Origin of the sequence: Pseudoxanthomonas fibrivorans, from assembly GCF_041464125.1 — a bacterium.
In the GTDB taxonomy this organism is placed as follows: domain Bacteria; phylum Pseudomonadota; class Gammaproteobacteria; order Xanthomonadales; family Xanthomonadaceae; genus Pseudoxanthomonas.
Genome location: NZ_JBGNUG010000001.1, coordinates 660,262 through 679,918, shown reverse-complemented (window position 1 = coordinate 679,918; position 19,657 = coordinate 660,262). Strand labels below are relative to the sequence as shown.

The window sequence follows — 19,657 nt, the reverse complement described above, 5'->3', positions numbered from 1 at the left end:
TTAACCTTCAGACCTGGCCAGATCGGTCTGGGCGGTCAACTCTGGCCATGCCTCTGCCACCCGCATCGGTGCTATTGGGCTACGCCAGGCTGCTATCAGGGCAAGGCCTTGCCCCGCGCATGCGCCCGCGCCTCGCGTTTCTGTTTTGCCAGGCTACGGCTGATCTTTGCAGACAACTCCTCGGGAGTTGGGTGGTAATAGCGCATGAGCATGCGCGGGTCTCTATGGCCGGTGATCTTGGCCAGATCAGTACCGTCTACTAGCGTGGCTAGCTGAGTGGTGGCCTCATGGCGGGAGTCATGGAAGGTCAAATTGTGTAAGAACTTGGCATCCACCGGCACGCCAGCTTCCCTGCATTGGGCTTCGTAGCTTGACCGTGCCCGATCGCGTGCGCGACCGAAAGCCCGTGTGACCGCATCGGCCCGAATCGGAAACACGCGTCCTCGCAGTGGATCGGAATTCTCAGCACGTGCCTCCAGGTCCTCGACCACTGCTGAGCGCCAAGATTTGATCGCTTTTACAACGTCTGGAAGCAAAGGCACATTGCGTGAATCCCCATTCTTAGTCATAGGCAAGTGCAGGTAAGGTGCATCTCCATCAAGGTGCACGTTCTCCCAACACAGCCCGACCAGTTCACCTCGGCGCACGGCACTCTGCACGGCGATACGAAGCATTGCTGGCAGGAACCGGGAGCCCGTGGCCGCGATAATGCTTTCCATCTCAGACAAGCTGACACGTCGCTCGCGCTCATTATCTGGAGTCGGCTTTGTGATCAGTTCCACGGGATTCGCGAGGCTCTCCATCCCCCACTCTTTCCGCGCCGTATTGAACACATGACTCAGAACCTGGAGCCGGCGTAAAACTGAAGCTGGGGCCAACTCCATCAACCAATCGTCACGCAGCGCGGCTATGTCGGAGCCACGAATACGAGACACCATGCGTGCAGCAAGCTCGGTCTGCCTCCAGGTGTTCAGGAAAGACACTTCTCGCTCATAGCTACGTTTGCGAGGCGAGATCTCCTTCTCGTAACGATCCAGCAGTTCCCGCAGGGTTGTGTTCTCTGCTTCGCTTCGGTCGAGCCAGACGCCACGGGCCATTTCTGATTCGATCATTTGTGCCCATGCCTCGGCCTCCGCCTTGCTCTCGAAGGTCTTGCTTTGGGCCGGCCAGCCGCGACGGCGGATTTGTGCCTCCCACTGGTACGGACCGCGCTTTCGCAGTGTCGCCACGCCTTTTAAACCTCTACTCGCCTGTTGTGGCAGAATTGTGGCATAAAACGGGGTTGCGATCAGAGACCTTGTTCTAGTTCCTCATATTTTTAGCCACTTCTTATCCACTAGTTACTTAATGCCTTCTCATTCGCAATGACGAGGTCGGGAGTTCGATCCTCCCTGGCTCCACCACTTTTCCACGAAGGCCCGGGTTTTCCCGGGCCTTCGTCTTTTCCGGGCACGGCGCGCGGCCGGCGGCTACGATGCGCCGTCCTCCCCTCCGCGGATCGCCATGAGCCCACGGCTTGCCGCCTTCCTCCTGCTGGCCGCCTCCGCGGTCGCCGCGCCAGGCCGCGCCGCCACCGTCGAGCGGATCGGCGCCGCCCCCGCCGGAACCCAGGCGTCCCCGCTTTCGATCGGCGGCCGCGCCGCGATCGATGCCGCCACCGGAACGGTGGCCTACCAGTGGCCAGGGGTGTACTTCGAGTCCGCGTTCGAGGGCGACCAGGTCGATTTCGGCATCGGCCCGGGCAAGGTGATCCTGCACGTGCAGGCCGACGGCGTACCGCTCGCCACCCTGGACCGCCCGGCGACGGGCTTCTACCGCATCGCCGGGCTCGGCCCGGGGCCGCACCGGGTACGCATCGACGTCGCCACCGAAAGCCAGGCCGGGCCCAACCGGTTCGACGGCTTCTTCGCGCCGCCGGACAGCCGCGCGATCCCGGTGGCCGCGCCCGCCCGGGCGATCGAGTTCATCGGCGATTCGCATACCGTCGGCTACGGCAACCGCTCGCCGCGGCGCGAGTGCACCGAGGACGAGGTCTGGGCGACCACCGACACCACCCTCGCCTACGGCCCGCGGGTGGCACGCCACTTCGGCGCCGGCTACCGGGTCAATGCGATCTCCGGCCGCGGCATCGTGCGCAACTACGGCGGCATGGCCGCCGATACCCTGCCGCAGGCCTATCCCTACCTGCTGTTCGACCGTGCGACCCCGGATGCCGGCGAAGGCTGGGATCCCAGGGTGATCGTGGTCGCGCTGGGCACCAACGATTTCTCCACGCCGCTGCATCCGGGCGAACCCTGGCCGGACCGCGCCGCGCTCCGCGCGGACTATGCGCGCACATACGTCGCCTTCGTGCAGTCGCTGCGGGCGCGCCACCCGCGCGCGCGCATCGTGCTCTGGTCCACCGACCTGTTCGACGGCGAGATCCGCGCCGGCGTGGAGGACGTGCTCGCGCGCCTGCGCGCAGCCGGCGAAACCCGCACCACCTACCTGGCCATGACCGGCCTGCGGATGGACGGCTGCCATGCGCATCCTTCGCTCGCGGACCACGAGCGCATCGCCACCGCGCTGGTCGCGCACATCGACGCCCTGCCGGTTGACTGGGACGGCTGAACGCCGCCCCGGGGCGCGGCTCAGGGCCGCGCGGCGGCGCCCCGCGGCGCATCGGCCCACGGGCGCCGGCGGCGGAACAGCACCAGGTAGACGCCGGCCGTCCAGGCCAGTCCCGCCGCCCAGCCGGCCAGCACGTCGGAGGGGTAGTGCACGCCCAGGTAGAGCCGCGACAGCCCGACCAGGCCGGTGAAGGCCAGCGCCGCCACCAGCACCGGCCAGCGCCAGCGGCCGGGCCAGGCCAGCAGCACGACGACCGCGGCCAGCGTCATCGACCCCATCGCGTGGCCGCTGGGGAAGCTGAAGGTGGTCTCCGGCGCGATCGACTCCCACAGCGACGGGCGCTCGCGGCGGAAGAAGGCCTTGGTGCCGAGGTTGAGCAGCGCCGACCCCGCCAGCGCGCTGGTCGCGAACACCGCCTCGCGCCAGCGCCGCGCCAGCAGCAAGGCCACGCACAGCGCGATGTCGACCGGGATCACGCCCCAGGCGTAGCCGATGCGGCTGACGAATGCGAAGAACGCGTCCAGGCCCGGGCCCGCGCGCGCCTGCAGCCACAGCAGCAACGCGTCGTCGAAGACCATGTCCTCGAACTCATGGACCTCGTCGGCCAGCTCGGCGAACAGCCACAGCGGCAGCAGCACGCCGGCAAAGACCAGCGCGAGCAGGCCGAGGTTGCCGCGCAGTACCGCGGCCAGCGCGCCGAGCCGCGAGCGGGCGTCAGCCTGCCTTCCGGGCATAGCGGTGTTCGACGTAGTCGTCGATCAGGGCCACGAACTCGGCGGCGATGTTCTCGCCCTTCAGCGTCACCTTCTTCTCGCCGTCCACGAACACCGGCGCCGACGGCGCCTCGCCGATGCCGGGCAGCGAGATGCCGATGTCGGCGTGGCGCGACTCGCCCGGCCCGTTGACCACGCAGCCCATCACCGCCAGCGACAGGTTTTCCGCGCCGGGATGCGAGATGCGCCACTCGGGCATCTTCGCCCGCACGTGCTCCTGGACCGTCTTGGCCAGTTCCTGGAAGAAGGTGCTGGTGGTGCGGCCGCAGCCCGGGCACGCCGTGACCATCGGGGTGAAGGCGCGCTGGCCGGTGGTCTGCAGCAGCTCCTGCGCGACCACCACCTCGGCGGTGCGCGACTGGCCCGGCTCGGGCGTGAGCGATATCCGGATGGTGTCGCCGATGCCTTCCTGCAGCAGCACCGACAGCGCCGCCGCCGAGGCGACGATGCCCTTGCTGCCGATGCCGGCCTCGGTCAGGCCCAGGTGCAGGGCGTAGTCGCTGCGCGCGGCGAGGTCGCGGTAGACCGCGATCAGCTCCTGCACGCCGCTGACCTTGCAGCTGAGCACGATGCGGTCGGCCGGCAGGCCCAGCTCCACGGCGCGGTCGGCGGATTCGAGCGCCGACAGGATCAGCGCCTCGCGCAGCACGCGGCCGGCATCCCACGGCTCGGCGCGACCGTGGTTCTCGTCCATCAGGCGCGCGGCGAGCGCCTGGTCCAGCGAACCCCAGTTGGCGCCGATCCGGACCGGCTTGCCGTATTCGATCGCCTTCTCGATGATCGAGGCGAACTGGGTGTCCTTCTTCTTGCCGAAGCCGACGTTGCCGGGATTGATCCGGTACTTGGCCAGCGCCTCGGCACACGCCGGCTCGCCGGCCAGCAGCTGGTGGCCGTTGTAGTGGAAGTCGCCGATCAGGGGCACGTCCACGCCCATCATCAGCAGCTTCTCGCGGATCCGCGGGATCGCCGCCGCAGCCTCGGGCGTGTTCACCGTCAGCCGCACCATCTCCGAGCCGGCGCGCCAGAGCTCGGCGACCTGCCTGACCGAGCCGGCCACGTCCGCGGTGTCGGTGTTGGTCATCGACTGGACCACCACCGGCGCGCCACCGCCGACGGCGACGCCGCCGATCAGGACCTGGCGGGTGGGACGGCGCGGCCAGGGGCCGGCGGAAACGGGGGGCGTGGGTCGGGTGACGGCATCGTGCTGCATGGGCGCATTCTAGACGGCCGGCGCCAACGGCGCCCCAACCGCCCGCGCACCGCAGGCCCGCCGGCTCAGGCCAGGACGCGCCGCGCCGCCGGGCGCCCGAGCAGGAAGCCCTGCCCGCAGCTGCAGCCGAGCTCGCGCAGGGTGTCGCGCTGGACCTCGGTTTCCACGCCCTCCCCGACCGTCTCGATGCCCAGGGTGCCGGCCAGGGCCATGATCGCGCGGACCAGGGCCAGGCTTTCCTGGCGACCGCCCTCTTCGTTCAGGCCGGCGACGAAGCTGCGGTCGATCTTCAACCCGGAAATCGGGAAGCGGTGCAGGTAGGAGAGCGCCGAGAAACCGGTGCCGAAGTCGTCCAGCTGCGCCAGCACGCCGTGCTCTCGCAGGGTGTTGAGGATCCGCAGGGTACGCGGGGCGTCGTCGAGCAGGGCGACCTCGGTGATCTCCACCCGCAGCCGCGCCGGGTCGGCGTCGGCCGATTCGAGCAGGCCGAGCAGGCGGTCGGCGAAGTCGGGCGAGCGGAAGTGGCGCGGCGACACGTTCACCGAGATGTAGCCGCTGCCGCCGCGCGCCAGTTCGCCGATGACCTGCTCGTAGAGCAGCCAGTCGACCTGTTCGATCAGTCCGCTCTCCTCGCCCAGGGCGATGAACGCGGCCGGCGCCAGCAGGCCCCGGCGCTCGTGCTGCCAGCGCAGCAGCGCCTCGTGGCCGATCACCTCGCCGTCCTCCAGGCGGATGATGGGCTGGTAGTACGGCAGGAAGTCGCGGCTGATGATCGCCCGGCGCAGGTCGGCCTCCAGATCCAGGCTGCGCACGGCCTGCTCGCGCATGGCCTCGTCGAAGATCGCGTAGCGGTCGCGGCCCTCGTTCTTGGCCCGGTACATGGCGGCGTCGGCGTCGCGCAGCAGCTCCTCGCCGATGCTGTAGCGCGGATTCCACAGGGCGATGCCCATGCTCGCCGACGGGAACAGCTCGCGCCCGGCGACCCACAGCGGGCGGCCGATCAGCGCCAGCAGCCTCGGGGCCAGGTCGCGCACGCTGTCGCCGCCGTCGGGACAGCTGACCAGGATCGCGAACTCGTCGCCACCCAGCCGCGCGACCACGTCTTCGGCCCGCATCGCCGAGACGATCCGCTTGGCCACCTCCATGAGCAGCTCGTCGCCGGCGGCGTGGCCGATGCTGTCGTTGACCAGCTTGAACCGGTCCAGGTCCAGGAACAGCACCGCGAACGGCATGCCGTCGCCCAGCTGGGCGCGCTCGATCGCGCTGGCCATGCAGTCGAGCAGGTAGGCACGGTTGGGCAGGCCCGTCAGCGCGTCGTGCAGCGCCTGGTGGGTCAGGCGCTCCTCGGCCCGCATGCGCTCGCCGATCTGGGCGACCAGCTGCTCGTTGGCCTGCTCCAGCTCGGTGGTGCGTTCGACCACGCGCTGCTCGAGCTCGGCGTGGGCCGCGCGCAGGCGCTCCTGCGAGCGCTGCCGGGCCAGGCCGTTGCTGATGTTGTGGGCGACGAAGGTCAGCAGGCGCTGGTCGTCGGTGCTGAAGCGGATGTCAGGGGTGTAGCTCTGCACCGCCAGCACGCCGACCACCTCGCCGTCGCGGTGCAGCGGCACGCCCAGCCAGCTGTAGGCCTGGTTGCCGAACTCGTGGATCTCGCCGGCCCCGGCCAGCCGGTCGATGTCGGCGCGGTCGGCCAGCACCGCCTCGCGGATGCGCAGCACGTACTCGGTCAGGCCGTTGCTGAGCCGGCGCGCGGGCCGGTGGTCGCCCTTCTCGTCCACCGAGTACACGAACTCGATCGAATCCTGGTCGTCGCTGATCAGGGCGATGTAGAAGTTGCGCGCGTAGATCAGCTCGTCGACCGCCGCGTGCACCTTGGCGTAGTACTGCTCCAGCGACTCGGAACTCATCGCCATCTCGGTGATGCGGAACAGCGCATGCTGCAGGCGCTCGGCGCGCTGGCGCTCGACCACCTCCTCCTGCAGCTCGCGGTTGGCGTGCTGCAGCTCGAGGGTGCGCTCGCGGACCCGGCGCTCGAGTTCGACCTGCGCCTGGCGGCGGTCGATGGTAGTGAGCACGTGCTGGGCCACGTAGCCCAGCAGCGCGCGGTCCTCGTCGGTGTAGCTGGCGGGGCGGTCGTAGCTCTGGACCACGATCGCGCCGCAGACCCGCTCGCCACGCTTCATCGGCACGCCCAGCCAGTCCTGGCTGTCGGGGCCCTGGATCTCGCTGTAGGTCACCTGCAGCTTGCGCCGGATCAGGGTCGAGGGCCCGCGCAGCGCCCGCCCGTGCCGCAGCAGCGCGAAGGTCAGGCTGTTGGGCATGTCCTCCTCGGTCCACTCCTGCTCGGGATCGGGCTGGTAGGAGTCGGCCTCGTCGGCGAAATAGATGAACCGCAGCGTCTTGCGCGTGTCGTCGTAGGTGACGATGTAGCAGTTCGGGGCGTACATCAGCGACCCGATGATCGCGTGCAGGCGGTGCAGCATTTCGCCGGTCTCGCCCTCCGCGCTGGCCAGTTCGGCGATCTCGTACAGCGCCTGCTGCAGCCGCCGTGACTTCTCCAGCTTGTCCATCCGCGCCTGGGCGCGGCCGGCCTCCAGCGCCGAGCCCAGCAGCGCGCGGGCGGTCGTGGCCCAGCGCTCGCGGGCGCCATCGTCCAGTGGCCCCTGCAGCTGCACGACCACCGACAGGTGCGCGGCCTCCTCGTCGCTCCACGACAGCGAGATCGTCCCCGGTCCGGACGTCAGCGAGCCGGCTTCCGCCAGCGCCAGCTCCAGCCGGCGCGCCGGACCGGCCTGCATCGCCGGTGCCATCAGGAAGTGGCTGCCCAGGAGGGTGTCACGCCAGCCCACCGCCAGCTGCGCGCCGGCGGGCAGGAGCGCATGCAGGGCCGCCACCGCGCGTTCGAGCGGCGTGCGCGGAGCGGCGGCCGCCGCTGGCGGCGCTGCGCTTTCCACTGTCCCTGCTGGCGTCATGTATCCCCGGCCACGTCCCCTTGCCGCCAGCATAACGCCGACCGTGTCCCTATGCGGCCGGACCCCATCCCCGCCCGCCGCGCGTTTCCACCGGCATGACCTTCGCCTGCACCCTGCCGCTCGCCGTCCGCCGCGCCGCCGGATCTTTTCCGCCATCGGCGCCGTACCGTAGTCTGGTCGCCATGGACCAGCCGGTGGCCGGATCGACCGATGAAGCACTGATGCTCGCCTGGGCAGGCGGGGATGCGGCCGCGTTCGAGGCCCTGTACGCCCGGCACCGCGGCCCGCTGTACCGCTTCATCCTCGGCCAGTTGCGCGACCGGCCGCTGGCCGAGGAGCTGTACCAGGACGTCTGGCAGCGCGTGATCGCCGCGCGTGCCGGCTGGAAACCCGAGGCGGCGTTTTCCACCTGGCTGTACCGGATCGCCCACAACCGGCTCAACGACCACTGGCGTGCCCAGCGCCATCGCCCGCCCGCGCCGGTCGACGCCGACCTGCGCACGGCCGCGCTGGCCGACCCGGACGATCCGGAGCGCCTGGCCGACGCGGACGAGGCCCGCGGGCGCCTGCAGCAGGCGCTGGACGAACTGCCCGAGGAGCAGCGCGAAGCGGTGCTGCTGCGGCTGCAGCAGGAACTGAGCCTGGAGGAGATCGGACGCATCACCGGGGTTGGCCGCGAGACGGTCAAGTCGCGCCTGCGCTATGCGCTGGACAAGCTGCGTGCGAGGCTGAACCCATGAAGCCGCAGCACGAACCCCTGGACCCGCAGGAACGGGCGCTGGCCCGCCTGCTCGAGGGCGGGTCTCCGGCCGAGCCCTCCGCCGCGCTCGACGCACGCATCCTGGCCGCCGCGCGCGAGGCCGGCCGCGCGCCCCCGGTGGCGCGGGCGCCCACGCCTGCCCGCCGGCGGGTCCGGCGCGGACTGCCCGTGGCGCTCGGGCTCGCCGCGTCGGTCACGCTGGCCATCGGCGTGGCCTGGCAACTGCGGGAACCCCCCGTCCCCGCATCGGCCCCGGTGACCGAATCGGACGGCGCGGCGCCGGCCGATCCTGCGGCGGACGGCGCGTTCGTCCCGTCTCCTCCGCCGGCACCGGCCAGGCCGGAACCGGCAAGCCCGTCCCTGGGCGCAGGCACGGCCGACACCGGCCAGGCCGCCGCCGCCCAGCGCCTGCGGCAACGCGAGCAGAAGGCCGCGCGCCAGGCCGAACTCCAGGTCGCAGCCGAGGCCGAGCGTGCCCGGGCCCAGGAAGTGGCGGTGGCGGCCGCCGCCCGGCGCGCCAGCCAGCGCACCGGGGAGGCCGCGCGCCAGGCGGTGGCGGCGCCCGCTCCCGCTCCCGCTCCCGCTCCCGCTCCCGCCGCCGCCCTGCCCCCGCCGCCGCCGGCTCCGCCCGCGCCCTTCCCCGCGCCAGCCGAGGCCCCCGCACAGGAGGCGATGGCCGCGGCGGCCCCGATGGCCGAATCCGCGCGTGCCGCGGGCGATGCCGTCGCCGCCGGCCCGGTCGACCGCATCGCCGCCGCGGTCGCCGAGGACGAGCGCATGGCCGCACCGCAGTGGCTGCAGAGCATCCGCGAGCGCCGCGAGCGCGGCGAAACCGACCAGGCGCGCGCCAGCCTCGCGCGGTTCGTGCTCACCCATCCGACCACGCCGGTGCCGGACGACCTGCTGCCGCTGTCGCCGTGACGCACGCCGCCGGCGCGAGGTAGGGCCGCGGACGCGGCGGCTACACTATGGCGAGAGATGACCGATACCCTCGCCGCCCCCGCATCCCACCTGCTCGAAGTCAGGCACAGCCGTTTCCTCGCCCGGGCCGAGCCGGTCGATGGACCCGCGCGGGCCATGGAGTACATCGCCCGCGCCGCCGACGCCGACGCCACCCACAACTGCTGGGCCTGGCGGGTCGGCCAGGACTACCGCTCCAGCGACGACGGCGAACCGGCCGGCACCGCCGGGCGACCGATCCTGGCGGCGATCGACGGCCAGGGCTACGACCGCGTCGCGGTGGTGGTGACCCGCTGGTACGGCGGGATCAAGCTTGGTGCCGGCGGCCTGGTCCGGGCGTACGGCGGCGCGGCGGCCGAGTGCCTGCGGCTGGCGACGCGCCAGCCGCTGGTCGCGATGGCCGACCTCGAGGTGGCCTGCGCGTTCGAGGACCTCGGCACCGTCCATTCGGCCCTGGCCGCCCATGCCGCCGAGAAGACCGGCGAGCGCTTCGCGGCCGACGGCGCGCACCTGTCGCTGCGGCTGCCCGCGCACCAGGCCGCCGCCCTGCAGGCGCGCCTGCGCGACGCCACCCGCGACCGCGTCCGCGTCCACCCCACCCCCACCCCGGAGATGCACTGATGGCCGACAGCGACAGCGAACGCGGCAGCCGCCTGCGGAGGCTCGGCAGCCTGGGGACGCTGTGGCCGTTCGTGCGCCGGCATCGCGGGCTGTTCGGCGCCTGGCTGGCCGCGCTGGCGGTGTCCTCCACCGCCACCCTCAGCCTGCCGGTCGCGGTCCGCTACATGATCGACCACGGCTTCGGCGGCGGCACCCAGATCAACGCCGCGTTCGGCCTGCTGTTCGTGGTCGCGGTGGTCCTGGCCGTGGCCACGGCCGCCCGCTTCTTCTTCGTGTCGCTGTTAGGCGAGAAGGTCGTGGCCGACCTGCGCGGCCAGCTCTACGCGCACCTGGTCGGGCTGGACCCGGCCTTCCACGACCGCAGCCGCAGCGGCGAGCTGGTCTCGCGCCTGTCGGCCGACAGCGAGCTGTTGCGCAGCGTGATCGGCACGACCATGTCGGTGGCCTTGCGCAGCACGGTCACGGTGGTCGGCAGCCTGGTGATGCTGTTCGTCACCAGCCCGCACCTGGCGGCCTACTCGCTGGTCGGCATCCCGCTGTCGGTGCTGCCGATCGTGCTCGGCGCGCGGCGGCTGGAGAAGGCCTCGCGCGCCAGCCAGGACCGGGTCGCCGACGCCAACGCGCTGGCCGCCGAGACCCTGGGCGCGGTGCGCACGGTCCAGGCCTACGCCCGCGAACCCTACGAACGCGGCCGCTTCGGCGCCGCGCTCGACGTGGCGGTGGCCACCGCGCGCCGCCGCATCGGCGCGCAGGCCGCGGTCACCGCCGCGGCCATCGTGCTGGTGTTCGGCGCGATCGTGCTGGTGCTGTGGTCCGGCGCGCACGACGTGGTCGAGGGCACGATGAGCGCCGGCACGCTCGGCCAGTTCGTGCTGTACGCGCTGATCGGCGGCGGTTCGGTCGGTGCGCTGGCCGAGGTCTGGAACGAGCTGCAACGCGCGGCCGGCGGCATGGGCCGGATCTCCGAACTGCTGGACGAACAGCCGCAGGTCGCCGCACCGGCCAGCCCGGCGGCCCTGCCCTCGCCGCTGCGCGGCGAGATCCGCTTCGAGCAGGTGGTCTTCCACTACCCGCAGCGCCCCGACGCGCCGGCGCTGCACGGCTTCGACCTGCACGTGCGCCCGGGCGAGACGGTGGCGCTGGTCGGGCCCTCGGGCGCGGGCAAGAGCACCGTGCTGTCGCTGCTGCTGCGCTTCCACGATCCGCAGTCCGGCTCGGTGCGGATCGACGGCGTCGACCTGCGGGACACCGACCCGGCGCAGCTGCGCGAGCAGGTCGCGCTGGTGCCTCAGCAACCGGTGCTGTTCGCCGCCAGCGCGCTGGACAACATCCGCTACGGGCGGCTCCAGGCCAGCGAGGCCGAAGTGCAGGCGGCCGCGCGCGCGGCCGAGGCGGACGGCTTCATCGAGGCGCTGCCGGAGGGCTACGCCAGCGAGCTGGGCGAGCGTGGCTCGCGCCTGTCCGGCGGCCAGCAGCAGCGCATCGCGATCGCACGCGCCCTGCTCAAGGACGCGCCCGTGCTGCTGCTCGACGAGGCCACCAGCGCGCTCGATGCACAGAGCGAGCGCGCGGTCCAGCACGCGCTGGAGAACCTGATGCGCGGCCGCACCACCCTGGTGGTGGCGCACCGCCTGGCCACGGTGCTGCGCGCCGACCGGATCGTGGTGATGGACCAGGGCCGGATCGTGGCCGAAGGCACACACGAGCAGCTGCTCGCCCAGGACGGGCTCTACGCGGAGCTGGCGCGGCTGCAGTTCCTCGACTGACCCATCCGGCGCGGTCGATCAGGCCGGCAGCGCACGCCCGAGTACCGCGCCGAGGTCCACGTCGTCCGGCAGCGTGCCCATGGCCAGGCCGTGCGCGCCGCCGAGCCGGCTGCGCAGGAACGCCTCCGCCAGCGGGCTGCCCGCGGCCGACAGCACCGCCCCCTGCAGCAGCAGCGCCAGCCGTTCCACCAGCAGGCGCGCCTGCGCCTCCCGGCCATCGCCGGTGGCGGGCTCCAGCCATGCGCGCAGGCGACCGGCTTCCCGCTCCAGCAGCGGATGCCGGCCGGCGGCGTCGGCAAGCGCCGACCGAAGCGCCTGCGCGACCGTCGGCTCGCGCGCCAGCGCGCGCAGCACGTCCAGGCACTGGATGTTGCCGCTGCCTTCCCAGATCGAGTTCAGCGGCGCCTGGCGGTACAGCCGCGGCAGGATCGACTCCTCGACGTAGCCGGCGCCGCCGAGGCATTCCTGCGCCTCGTTGACCAGCGCCGGTGCGCGCCGGCACAGCCAGTACTTGCCGATCGCGGTGGCCACCCGCGCCAGCGCGGCGGCCTGCGGATCGCCCGGCGCGGCATCGACCAGGGACGCCACGTGCAGGGCGAACGCGGTGGCCGCCTCCGATTCGATCGCCAGGTCGGCGAGCACGTTGGCCATCAGCGGATGGTCCACCAGCCGGCGGCCGAACGCGACCCGATGGCGCGCATGGTGCAGCGCCTGGGCCAGCGCCATGCGGGTTTCGGCGGCGGCCCCGAGCATGCAGTCCAGCCGGGTCAGCATCACCATCTCGATGATGGTGGCCACGCCGCGCCCTTCCCCGCCGACCCGCCACGCCCGCGCGCCGCAGAACTCCACCTCCGACGAGGCGTTGGACCAGTCGCCGAGCTTGTCCTTGAGCCGCATGATCCGGAACGCGTTCTTCGCCCCGTCCGGCAGCCGCCGCGGCATGAGCAGGCAGGTCAGCCCGCCGGGCGCCTGCGCCAGCACCAGGAAGCCGTCGGACATCGGCGCGGAGAAGAACCACTTGTGCCCGACCAGCGCGTACCCTTCGCCCGCGGCCAGCGGCGTGGCGACGGTCGCGTTGGCGCGCACGTCCGAGCCGCCCTGCTTCTCGGTCATGCCCATGCCCAGGGTGATCCCGGCCTTGTCGCCGATGGCGACATCGCGCGGGTCGTAGCGTGGCGCGGCCGCCTTGTCCGCCCACTCCGCCAGCGACGGTTCGCGGCGCAGTACCGGCACCGCGGCATGGGTCATGGTCAGCGGGCAGCTGGTGCCCGCTTCGGCCTGGTGGTGCAGGTAGCTCAGCCCGGCACGGGCCACGTGCGCACCCGCGCCCGGCCGCTGCCACGACAGGCCCGCCACCTCGTGCGCCTTGGCCAGTTCCATCAGCCGGTGGTAGGCCGGATGGAACTCGACGGTGTCGATGCGCCCGCCGTGGCGGTCGTGGGTGCGCAGCCGCGGGCGGTCGCGGTTGGCCTCGAAGCCGAGCCGGTACAGTTCGTCGCCGGCGAGGCGCGCGTAGTCCTGCAGCGCGACCACGTGGGCCGATGCGCCGCCGCGGGCGACGCCTTCGCGCAGGGCGACGTCGTCGGCCCACAGGTCGCGCGGCTCGAACGGAGGCGGCGTCTCCCCGACCCGGTGGGTTTCGAACGGCGGCGGCTGCAGGCCCGGGAGCTGCATGGCGGTCTCCGGTCTCCGGTCTCCGGCCGGGAACGCGGCGCGCCGCCGCGCCCGGGCTCAGCTGAAGTCGAAATTCATCGCCGCGCCGACCGGCGCGACGAACGCCCCCGAAACGTAGTCCACGCCGGCGCTGAACAGCTGGCTCATCGCCGGCGCGTCCTCGACATCCTCGGCCAGCGTGGTGATGCCCTCGTCGCGGGCGCGCGCGGTGATCTCGCGAACCTTGTCCTGGGCCTCGCCCGGCTTGCCCATCTCGTCGGTGAGGCCGGGATCGATCTTGAAGAACGACGGCTTGAGGTGGGCCAGCAGCTGGAACGAATCCAGGCCCGAGCCGAACTGCTCCAGGCCGAAGCGGCACCCCATCGGCGCCACCGCCGACAGGAACTGCTGGGCGTTGCGCAGGTGGGTGAACACCTTGGCTTCGGGCGCTTCCAGCCACAGCCGCTCGCCGGGCACCCCCTGCGCGGCCAGCTCGCGGCCGATCAGCTCGACCATGGAGGGGTTGGCGAACGACGCCGGGCTCACCCGCACGAGCATGCGGGTCTGGCGGCCGGCGCGCTCGCGCTCGCCCAGCACGGCGATCGCGTGGCGCACCACCCACAGGTCGATCTCGCCGAGCAGGCCATGCTCCTCGGCGATGCCGAGGAAGCCGGAAGGGGTGACCAGCTCGCCGTTGGCGTCGACCCGCAGGTGCGCCTCGTACAGTTCGCCCGGCTCGCCCTGCAGGCTCATCACCGGCTGGTAGTGGAGGACGAAGCCTTCGCCGACCAGCGCCTCGCGGATGCGCGCCACCCACAGCTGCACGCGTTCCTCCTCGGCGCGGTCGGCCGCGCCGGGGTCGAACACCTGCACGGTGTTCCCGCCCAGTTCCACCGCCGATCCCAGGCACTGGTTGGCGCGGCCGAGGATCTGCGGCACGCTCGCGATCTTCTCTCCGATCTGCACGCCGCCGATGCTCGCGGTCACCGTGACCGAACGGGCGCCCACGCTGAACACGTGCGTGGCGAACGCCTCGCGCAGGGCGTCGGCGACCGCACGGGTACGCGCATGCCCGCCCTCGAGCAGCAGCGCGAAGCTGTGCTCGCCGAACCGGGCCGTGCGGATGTCGGCGTCCACGGACGTGCGCACCCGCGCGGCCAGCGCGGCGATCAGCGCGTCCGCCGAATCCAGCCCGATGTCGGGCAGCAGGCGCGCATAGTGGTCGGGCTCGACCAGCAGGAAGCCGTACTGGCCGCCCTCGCGCCCGACCGTGGCCACCGCGTCCTCGAGCAGGTGCATGAAGGTCGGCCGGTTCAGCAGGCCGGTGACCTGGTCGCGCCGGCGCAGCTCCTCGACCTCGCGGGCCAGCTCCGGATCCAGTTCCTCGCGCCGCCGGAACACGACCTGGACGCAGGCCTCGCCCTCGTAGCTGGCGGTGGCGAATTCCATCTTCGCCGGGAACGTGCTGCCGTCGACGTGGCGCGCTTCCATCAGGTATTCGGGCGGCGGCGGCTCGCCCTTGGACAGCGACTTGAGCAGCTGCTTGAAGCCGTCGATGTGCTGCGGGCCGACCAGGTCCAGCAGCGACATGCCTTCGACCTCGTCGAACGCCTCGAACCCGAACATCTCCAGGTAGGCGTCGTTGGCGCGGATGTGCATGCCTTCGTGGATGTAGGCGACCGGGTCGCGCGAGGAGGCGATCAGCGAGTCGCAGCGGCGCTCGGTCTCGCGCAGCTGCGCCTCCAGCCGGCGCAGGCCGCGCCGCGCCTCCAGGTCGGCCCACTCGCGGCGGATCGTTTCCAGCAGGTGCTCGGGGCGGTGCTTGAGCACCAGCGCCCGGGCGCCGCCGCCCAGCGTGCCGAGCACCGCGGCCTCGTCGATCCGGTCCACCAGCAGCAGCAGCGGCAGGTCCTTGCCGCTGGACGCCACCTGGGTGCGGACCTGCTCAAGCGGCATCGCGGACGAATCCGCCGCCACCACCAGGTCCACCGGCTGGTTGCCGACCATGTGCGCCAGCTCCGCGGGATTCTGCGGCCGCAGCGGCCGGACCGCGATGCCGCCGTTGCGCAGGGTACTGACGATCGCTTCGGCGTCTTCCACGCGGTCGTCGACGATGAGCAGGCGGATCGCGGTGTCTTTCTGCATGCGCGGGGCCAGGGAGCCTTCGGGAAAGGGCGCGGGGGAATACGCCGGAAGCCGGTTTAATACACGATGCCCGCCGGAGCGTCCATGCGCCACTGCGTGAAAGCGGGCGCCGGTCACCGGCCGCCCCGCGCTAGCATGTGCGGCCGGCGCGACGCGCCGCATCGACAGGGACACGGACGTGGGGATCGAGATCGAGCGCAAGTTCCTGGTGGCCGGCGATGGCTGGCGCGGCGCGGCCGAGCGCGTGCAGCCGATGGCGCAGGGATACCTGAACGACCTCGGCGCGGTCGAGGGCGGCCTGCAGAAGGCGTCGGTGCGGGTACGGATCGAAGGCGACCGCGCGTTCCTCAACCTCAAGTCGCGCGAGGCGGGGCATACCCGCCAGGAGTTCGACTACCCGGTCCCGGTCGAGGACGCGCGGCAGCTGCTGGGGCTGTGCGTCGGTGGCCTGGTCGACAAGCGCCGGCATTACGTGCGCCATGCCGGCCACCTGTGGGAGGTGGACGAGTTCCTCGGCGAGAACGCCGGGCTGGTGGTGGCGGAAATCGAACTCGAAGCGGCGGACGAGGCGTTCGTCCGGCCGGACTGGCTGGGTGCGGAAGTCACCGACCTGCAGCGCTACTACAACCTGGCCCTGGCCGGGCGCCCGTACGCGCACTGGAGCCCCGCCGAACGGGACGGCGCGGGCTGAGCCTTGCGGGCGCGCGGCCCGGCCCCCATCTGCCTTCCATGAGAATCGACATCTGGTCCGACGTGGTCTGCCCCTGGTGCTGGATCGGCAAGCACCGGTTCCAGCGGGGCGTGGAGCTGCTGGGCGCCGAGGCACCGCCGCTGGAGGTCCACTGGCATCCATTCCAGCTCGAGCCCGAGGCCGACGCGACCCCGGTGCCGCTGCGCGAGGCCTACGCCGCCAAGTTCGGCGGCCCCGCGCGTACCGAACAGATCCTGTCCCAGACCCAGGCCACCGCCCGCGCCGAGGGGCTGCCGATGGATTTCGGCCGCGGCCAGGTCCGGGTGACGACGCTGCCGGCCCACCGCCTGATGTGGCTGGCGGCGCGCGAGGGCGATGCGCAGGCCGTGGGCGAAGCGCTGTTCCGGGCGCACTTCGCCGAAGGCCGGGACCTGGCCGCGACCGCCACGCTGGTGGCGGCAGGTGCGGCCGGCGGGCTCGGCGCGGAACGGATCCGCGGCCTCCTCGAGTCGGACGAAGGCCTGGCCGAGGTCCAGGCGCAGCTGGCGCAGGCCCGGTCGATGGGCATCCGCGCGGTACCGACCTTCGTCATCGACGGCCGCTACGCCGTGCAGGGCGGGCAGGCGCCGGAGGCGTTCGCGCAGGCCCTGCGCCAGGCGATGGCCGATGCCGCACCCGCCGCAGCGCCAGGCCAGGCCTGCGGAACGGACGGCTGCGAGGCCTAGCGCGCCGCGCGGGCCGCATCTGCGACAATGCCCGGGCGCGCGGACCGCGCGCGACCTGGAGTTCCCACGCATGCTCGTGATCGGCGTCGCCGGCACCGAACTGACCGCGCAGGAGCGCGACTGGCTGCAGCACGACGCCGTCGCCGGCGTGATCCTGTTCAAGCGCAATTTCGCCTCGCGCGACCAGGTGGCCGAGCTGTCGGCCGCGATCCGCGCCGCGGCCCCGCGCCCGCAGCTGGTCTGCGTGGACCAGGAAGGCGGCCGGGTCCAGCGCTTCCGCGACGGCTACAGCGCCCTGCCCCCGCTGCAGCGGTTCGGCGAGCTGTACGGCCGCGACCCGGAGGCAGCGCTGAGGCTGGCGGAAGAGCATGCCTGGCTGATGGCCAGCGAGGTCCGCGCCAGCGGCGTGGACCTGAGCTTCGCCCCGGTGGTCGACCTGGCCCGCGGCAACCGCGCCATCGCCGACCGCGCCTTCAGCGACGACCCGCAGGTGGTCGCCGCGTTCACCCGTGCCTACGTGCGCGGCATGCATGGCGTCGGCATGGCCGCCACGCTCAAGCATTTCCCCGGGCACGGCACCGTGCTCGAGGACACCCATTTCGACGATGCCGTCGACCCGCGCCCGCTCGAGGTGCTGCGCGCCGAGGACCTGGTCCCGTTCGTGGCCGGGATCGAGGCCGGCGCCGACGCGGTGATGATGGCGCACGTGGCCTATCCCCAGGTCGCGCCGGAGCCCGCCGGCTATTCGCGGCGCTGGATCGAGGAGATCCTGCGCACGGAGATGGGCTTCCGCGGCGTGGTCTTCTCCGACGACATCGGCATGGCGGCCGCGTTCTCCGCCGGAGGGGTCAAGTCGCGCATCGACGCCCACCTCGACGCCGGCTGCGACGTGGTCCTGGTCTGCCACCCGGAGCTGGTCGAGGAATCGCTGCGCGCGGTCGACGGCCGCCCCCTCAACACCGCCGCGCTCACCGGGCTGATCGGCCGCGGCGCGATGGGCTGGGCCGGCCTGCTGGCCGACGTCCGCTACGGCGCCGCGCAGTCGCGCCTGCCCTCCCAGACCGCGTGATCCCCGCCTTCCTCCCCCTTCCGGTAGCCTGATCCGATGTCCGAACTCCTGATCGCCGAAGTCCTCGAGAAGTCCGACCTGCTGGTCGACCGCCCCGCCATCGACGCGGCCATCGCGAAGATGGCCGACGCCATCGCCCGCGACTACATCGGCGACGTGCCGCCGCACCGCCTCGGCGACAGCTTCGTACCGGTGTTCCTGACCGTGATGCACGGCGCGCTGCCGTTCGCCGGCCAGCTGGCGCTCGAACTCGGCGCGCGTGGCCTGGACCTGCAGTTCGACTACCTCCACGCCACCCGCTACCGCGGCAACAACCAGGGCGGCGAACTGGTCTGGAAGCACCGCCCCGCCACCTCGCTCTACGGTCGCCGCGTGCTGATCGCCGACGACATCCTGGACGAGGGCCATACCCTGGCCGAGGTGCGCCGCTGGTGCATCGAACAGGGCGCCACCGACGTGCGCATCGCCGCGCTCACCACCAAGCAGCACGACCGCTGCGTGGAAGGCGTGCGCGCCGACTACGTCGGGCTGACCGTGCCCGACCGCTACGTGTTCGGGTTCGGCATGGACTACTACGAGCAGGGCCGCAACCTGCCTGGCATCTACGCGCTGAAGGACTGAGCGGCATGGACATCGCCCTGGCCGTGATCGGCGGCACCGGCGTCTACCGGCTGGCCGCGCTCGAGGACGTGGAGGCACGCCACGTCGAGACGCCGTACGGGGCGCCGTCCGGGCCGTTGCGCATCGGCCGCCTCGGCGGCCAGCGGGTGGCGTTCCTGGCCCGCCACGGCGAGGGCCACGCGCTGCCGCCGCACCGGGTCAACTACCGCGCCAACCTGCATGCGCTCAGGCAGGCCGGCGCGCAGCGGGTGCTGGCGCTGAATACGGTCGGCGGCATCACCGAGGCCTACGGCCCGCGCGTGCTGGCCTGCCCGGACCAGCTGATCGACTACACCTGGGGCCGCGAATCGACCTTCTGGGACGGCGAAGGCGAAGCCCTGCACGTGGACTTCGGCCATCCCTACAGCCCGATGTTCCGGCACAAGGTGCTGGCCGCGGCGCGGGTCACCGGCGCGCGCGTGGTCGATGGCGGCTGCTACGGCGCCACCCAGGGGCCGCGGCTGGAGACCAACGCCGAGATCGCGCGCATGCGTCGCGACGGCTGCGACCTGGTCGGCATGACCGGCATGCCGGAAGCGGCGCTGGCCCGCGAGCTTGGCCTGGAGTACGCCTGCCTGGCGATCGTCGCCAACTGGGCCGCCGGCTGCGGCGACGCGCAGGAAATCACCCTGGCCGAAGTGCTGGACAACGTGGCCGCCGCCTCCGCCGGGCTGCCGGAACTGGTGGCCGAACTGGCCCGCGGCTGACCGTACGGTTAGCGGTAACTACGGCAACGATCGCACGCCCCCGATTGTCAGCCGGCACCGGGCTTTGCATACTCCGCGTCGCGGCAACCGCCGCGCATTCCGTCAATCAAGGATTACGCAGCATCATGGCCAACGGTACCGTCAAGTGGTTCAACGACGCCAAGGGATTCGGCTTCATTTCGCCGGAAGATGGCAGCGCGGACGTGTTCGCACACTTCTCCGCGATCAACTCCAAGGGTTTCCGCTCCCTCAGGGAAGGTCAGCGGGTGAGCTATGAGGTGACCCAGGGCCCGAAGGGCGCCCAGGCCTCGAACATCACTCCGCTCGACTGATCCACC

General features: G+C 72.0%; 17 protein-coding genes. 11 read left to right on the top strand and 6 right to left on the bottom strand.

Translation table 11 applies throughout. From position 1 onward, the window contains the following. Positions 1–95 precede the first annotated feature (95 nt). Positions 96–1,229, bottom strand: a complete 1,134-nt coding sequence (locus tag ACA089_RS03250; protein WP_372013320.1) for a tyrosine-type recombinase/integrase — start codon at positions 1,227–1,229, stop codon at positions 96–98. Positions 1,230–1,503: 274 nt separating this feature from the next. Between ACA089_RS03250 and ACA089_RS03245 the strand changes: the two genes are divergently transcribed. After that, a complete protein-coding gene (locus ACA089_RS03245; protein ID WP_372013319.1) occupies positions 1,504–2,610 on the top strand; it encodes an SGNH/GDSL hydrolase family protein in 1,107 nt (368 codons plus the stop codon). A 20-nt stretch (positions 2,611–2,630) separates the two neighbouring features. On the opposite strand, the gene ACA089_RS03240 is transcribed toward ACA089_RS03245, so the two are convergent. The 3 genes from ACA089_RS03240 to ACA089_RS03230 form a co-directional block, all read right to left on the bottom strand. Beyond that, positions 2,631–3,344 (bottom strand): phosphatase PAP2 family protein, encoded by a 714-nt coding sequence (locus ACA089_RS03240; protein ID WP_372013317.1) that lies wholly within the window; start codon positions 3,342–3,344, stop codon positions 2,631–2,633. Next, positions 3,325–4,593 (bottom strand): flavodoxin-dependent (E)-4-hydroxy-3-methylbut-2-enyl-diphosphate synthase, encoded by a 1,269-nt coding sequence (gene ispG / locus ACA089_RS03235; protein WP_372013315.1) that lies wholly within the window; start codon positions 4,591–4,593, stop codon positions 3,325–3,327. Before ispG ends, ACA089_RS03240 begins: the two co-directional genes overlap by 20 nt. 65 nt (positions 4,594–4,658) lie before the next feature. Then, positions 4,659–7,562, bottom strand: coding sequence for a putative bifunctional diguanylate cyclase/phosphodiesterase (locus ACA089_RS03230; protein WP_372013313.1), 2,904 nt, complete (start codon positions 7,560–7,562; stop codon positions 4,659–4,661). 221 nt (positions 7,563–7,783) lie between these two features. Here ACA089_RS03230 and ACA089_RS03225 point away from each other — a divergent pair, with 221 nt between their 5' ends. Genes ACA089_RS03225 through ACA089_RS03210 form a run of 4 tightly spaced genes read left to right on the top strand, consistent with a single transcriptional unit; the run spans position 7,784 to position 11,669 of the window. Continuing rightward, complete coding sequence (locus ACA089_RS03225; protein WP_372013311.1) at positions 7,784–8,302, top strand: RNA polymerase sigma factor; 519 nt, start codon at positions 7,784–7,786, stop codon at positions 8,300–8,302. Continuing rightward, positions 8,299–9,243 carry a hypothetical protein gene (locus ACA089_RS03220; RefSeq protein WP_372013309.1) on the top strand — a complete coding sequence of 315 codons (945 nt, stop codon included), beginning with the start codon at positions 8,299–8,301 and terminating at the stop codon, positions 9,241–9,243. Before ACA089_RS03225 ends, ACA089_RS03220 begins: the two co-directional genes overlap by 4 nt. 57 nt (positions 9,244–9,300) lie before the next feature. After that, entirely contained in the window at positions 9,301–9,903 is a 603-nt protein-coding gene (locus tag ACA089_RS03215; RefSeq protein ID WP_372013307.1) for an IMPACT family protein, read from the top strand. Beyond that, positions 9,903–11,669 (top strand): ABC transporter transmembrane domain-containing protein, encoded by a 1,767-nt coding sequence (locus tag ACA089_RS03210; RefSeq protein WP_372013306.1) that lies wholly within the window; start codon positions 9,903–9,905, stop codon positions 11,667–11,669. Before ACA089_RS03215 ends, ACA089_RS03210 begins: the two co-directional genes overlap by 1 nt. An 18-nt stretch (positions 11,670–11,687) precedes the next feature. On the opposite strand, the gene ACA089_RS03205 is transcribed toward ACA089_RS03210, so the two are convergent. Next, positions 11,688–13,343, bottom strand: coding sequence for an acyl-CoA dehydrogenase family protein (locus ACA089_RS03205; protein WP_372013304.1), 1,656 nt, complete (start codon positions 13,341–13,343; stop codon positions 11,688–11,690). Positions 13,344–13,400: 57 nt separating this feature from the next. Beyond that, complete coding sequence (locus tag ACA089_RS03200; RefSeq protein ID WP_372013302.1) at positions 13,401–15,467, bottom strand: GGDEF/EAL domain-containing response regulator; 2,067 nt, start codon at positions 15,465–15,467, stop codon at positions 13,401–13,403. Positions 15,468–15,645: 178 nt separating this feature from the next. On the opposite strand from ACA089_RS03200, the gene ACA089_RS03195 reads away from it, so the two are divergent. From ACA089_RS03195 to cspE, 6 genes are all read left to right on the top strand, one after another. Beyond that, positions 15,646–16,158, top strand: coding sequence for a CYTH domain-containing protein (locus ACA089_RS03195; protein WP_372013300.1), 513 nt, complete (start codon positions 15,646–15,648; stop codon positions 16,156–16,158). A gap of 38 nt (positions 16,159–16,196) precedes the next feature. Beyond that, on the top strand, positions 16,197–16,883 hold the full coding sequence (locus ACA089_RS03190; RefSeq protein ID WP_372013298.1) for a DsbA family oxidoreductase: 687 nt from the start codon (positions 16,197–16,199) through the stop codon (positions 16,881–16,883). A 70-nt stretch (positions 16,884–16,953) separates the two neighbouring features. Next, the gene (gene nagZ, locus ACA089_RS03185) at positions 16,954–17,952 is read left to right on the top strand and encodes a beta-N-acetylhexosaminidase (protein ID WP_372013297.1); all 999 of its coding nucleotides are present in this window, start codon (positions 16,954–16,956) and stop codon (positions 17,950–17,952) included. Between the two features lie 36 nt (positions 17,953–17,988). After that, positions 17,989–18,573 (top strand): hypoxanthine-guanine phosphoribosyltransferase, encoded by a 585-nt coding sequence (locus tag ACA089_RS03180; RefSeq protein WP_372013295.1) that lies wholly within the window; start codon positions 17,989–17,991, stop codon positions 18,571–18,573. Continuing rightward, on the top strand, positions 18,570–19,319 hold the full coding sequence (locus ACA089_RS03175) for an S-methyl-5'-thioinosine phosphorylase (RefSeq protein ID WP_372017634.1): 750 nt from the start codon (positions 18,570–18,572) through the stop codon (positions 19,317–19,319). Before ACA089_RS03180 ends, ACA089_RS03175 begins: the two co-directional genes overlap by 4 nt. A 125-nt stretch (positions 19,320–19,444) precedes the next feature. Then, complete coding sequence (gene cspE / locus ACA089_RS03170; RefSeq protein ID WP_052629532.1) at positions 19,445–19,651, top strand: transcription antiterminator/RNA stability regulator CspE; 207 nt, start codon at positions 19,445–19,447, stop codon at positions 19,649–19,651. Positions 19,652–19,657 lie beyond the last annotated feature (6 nt).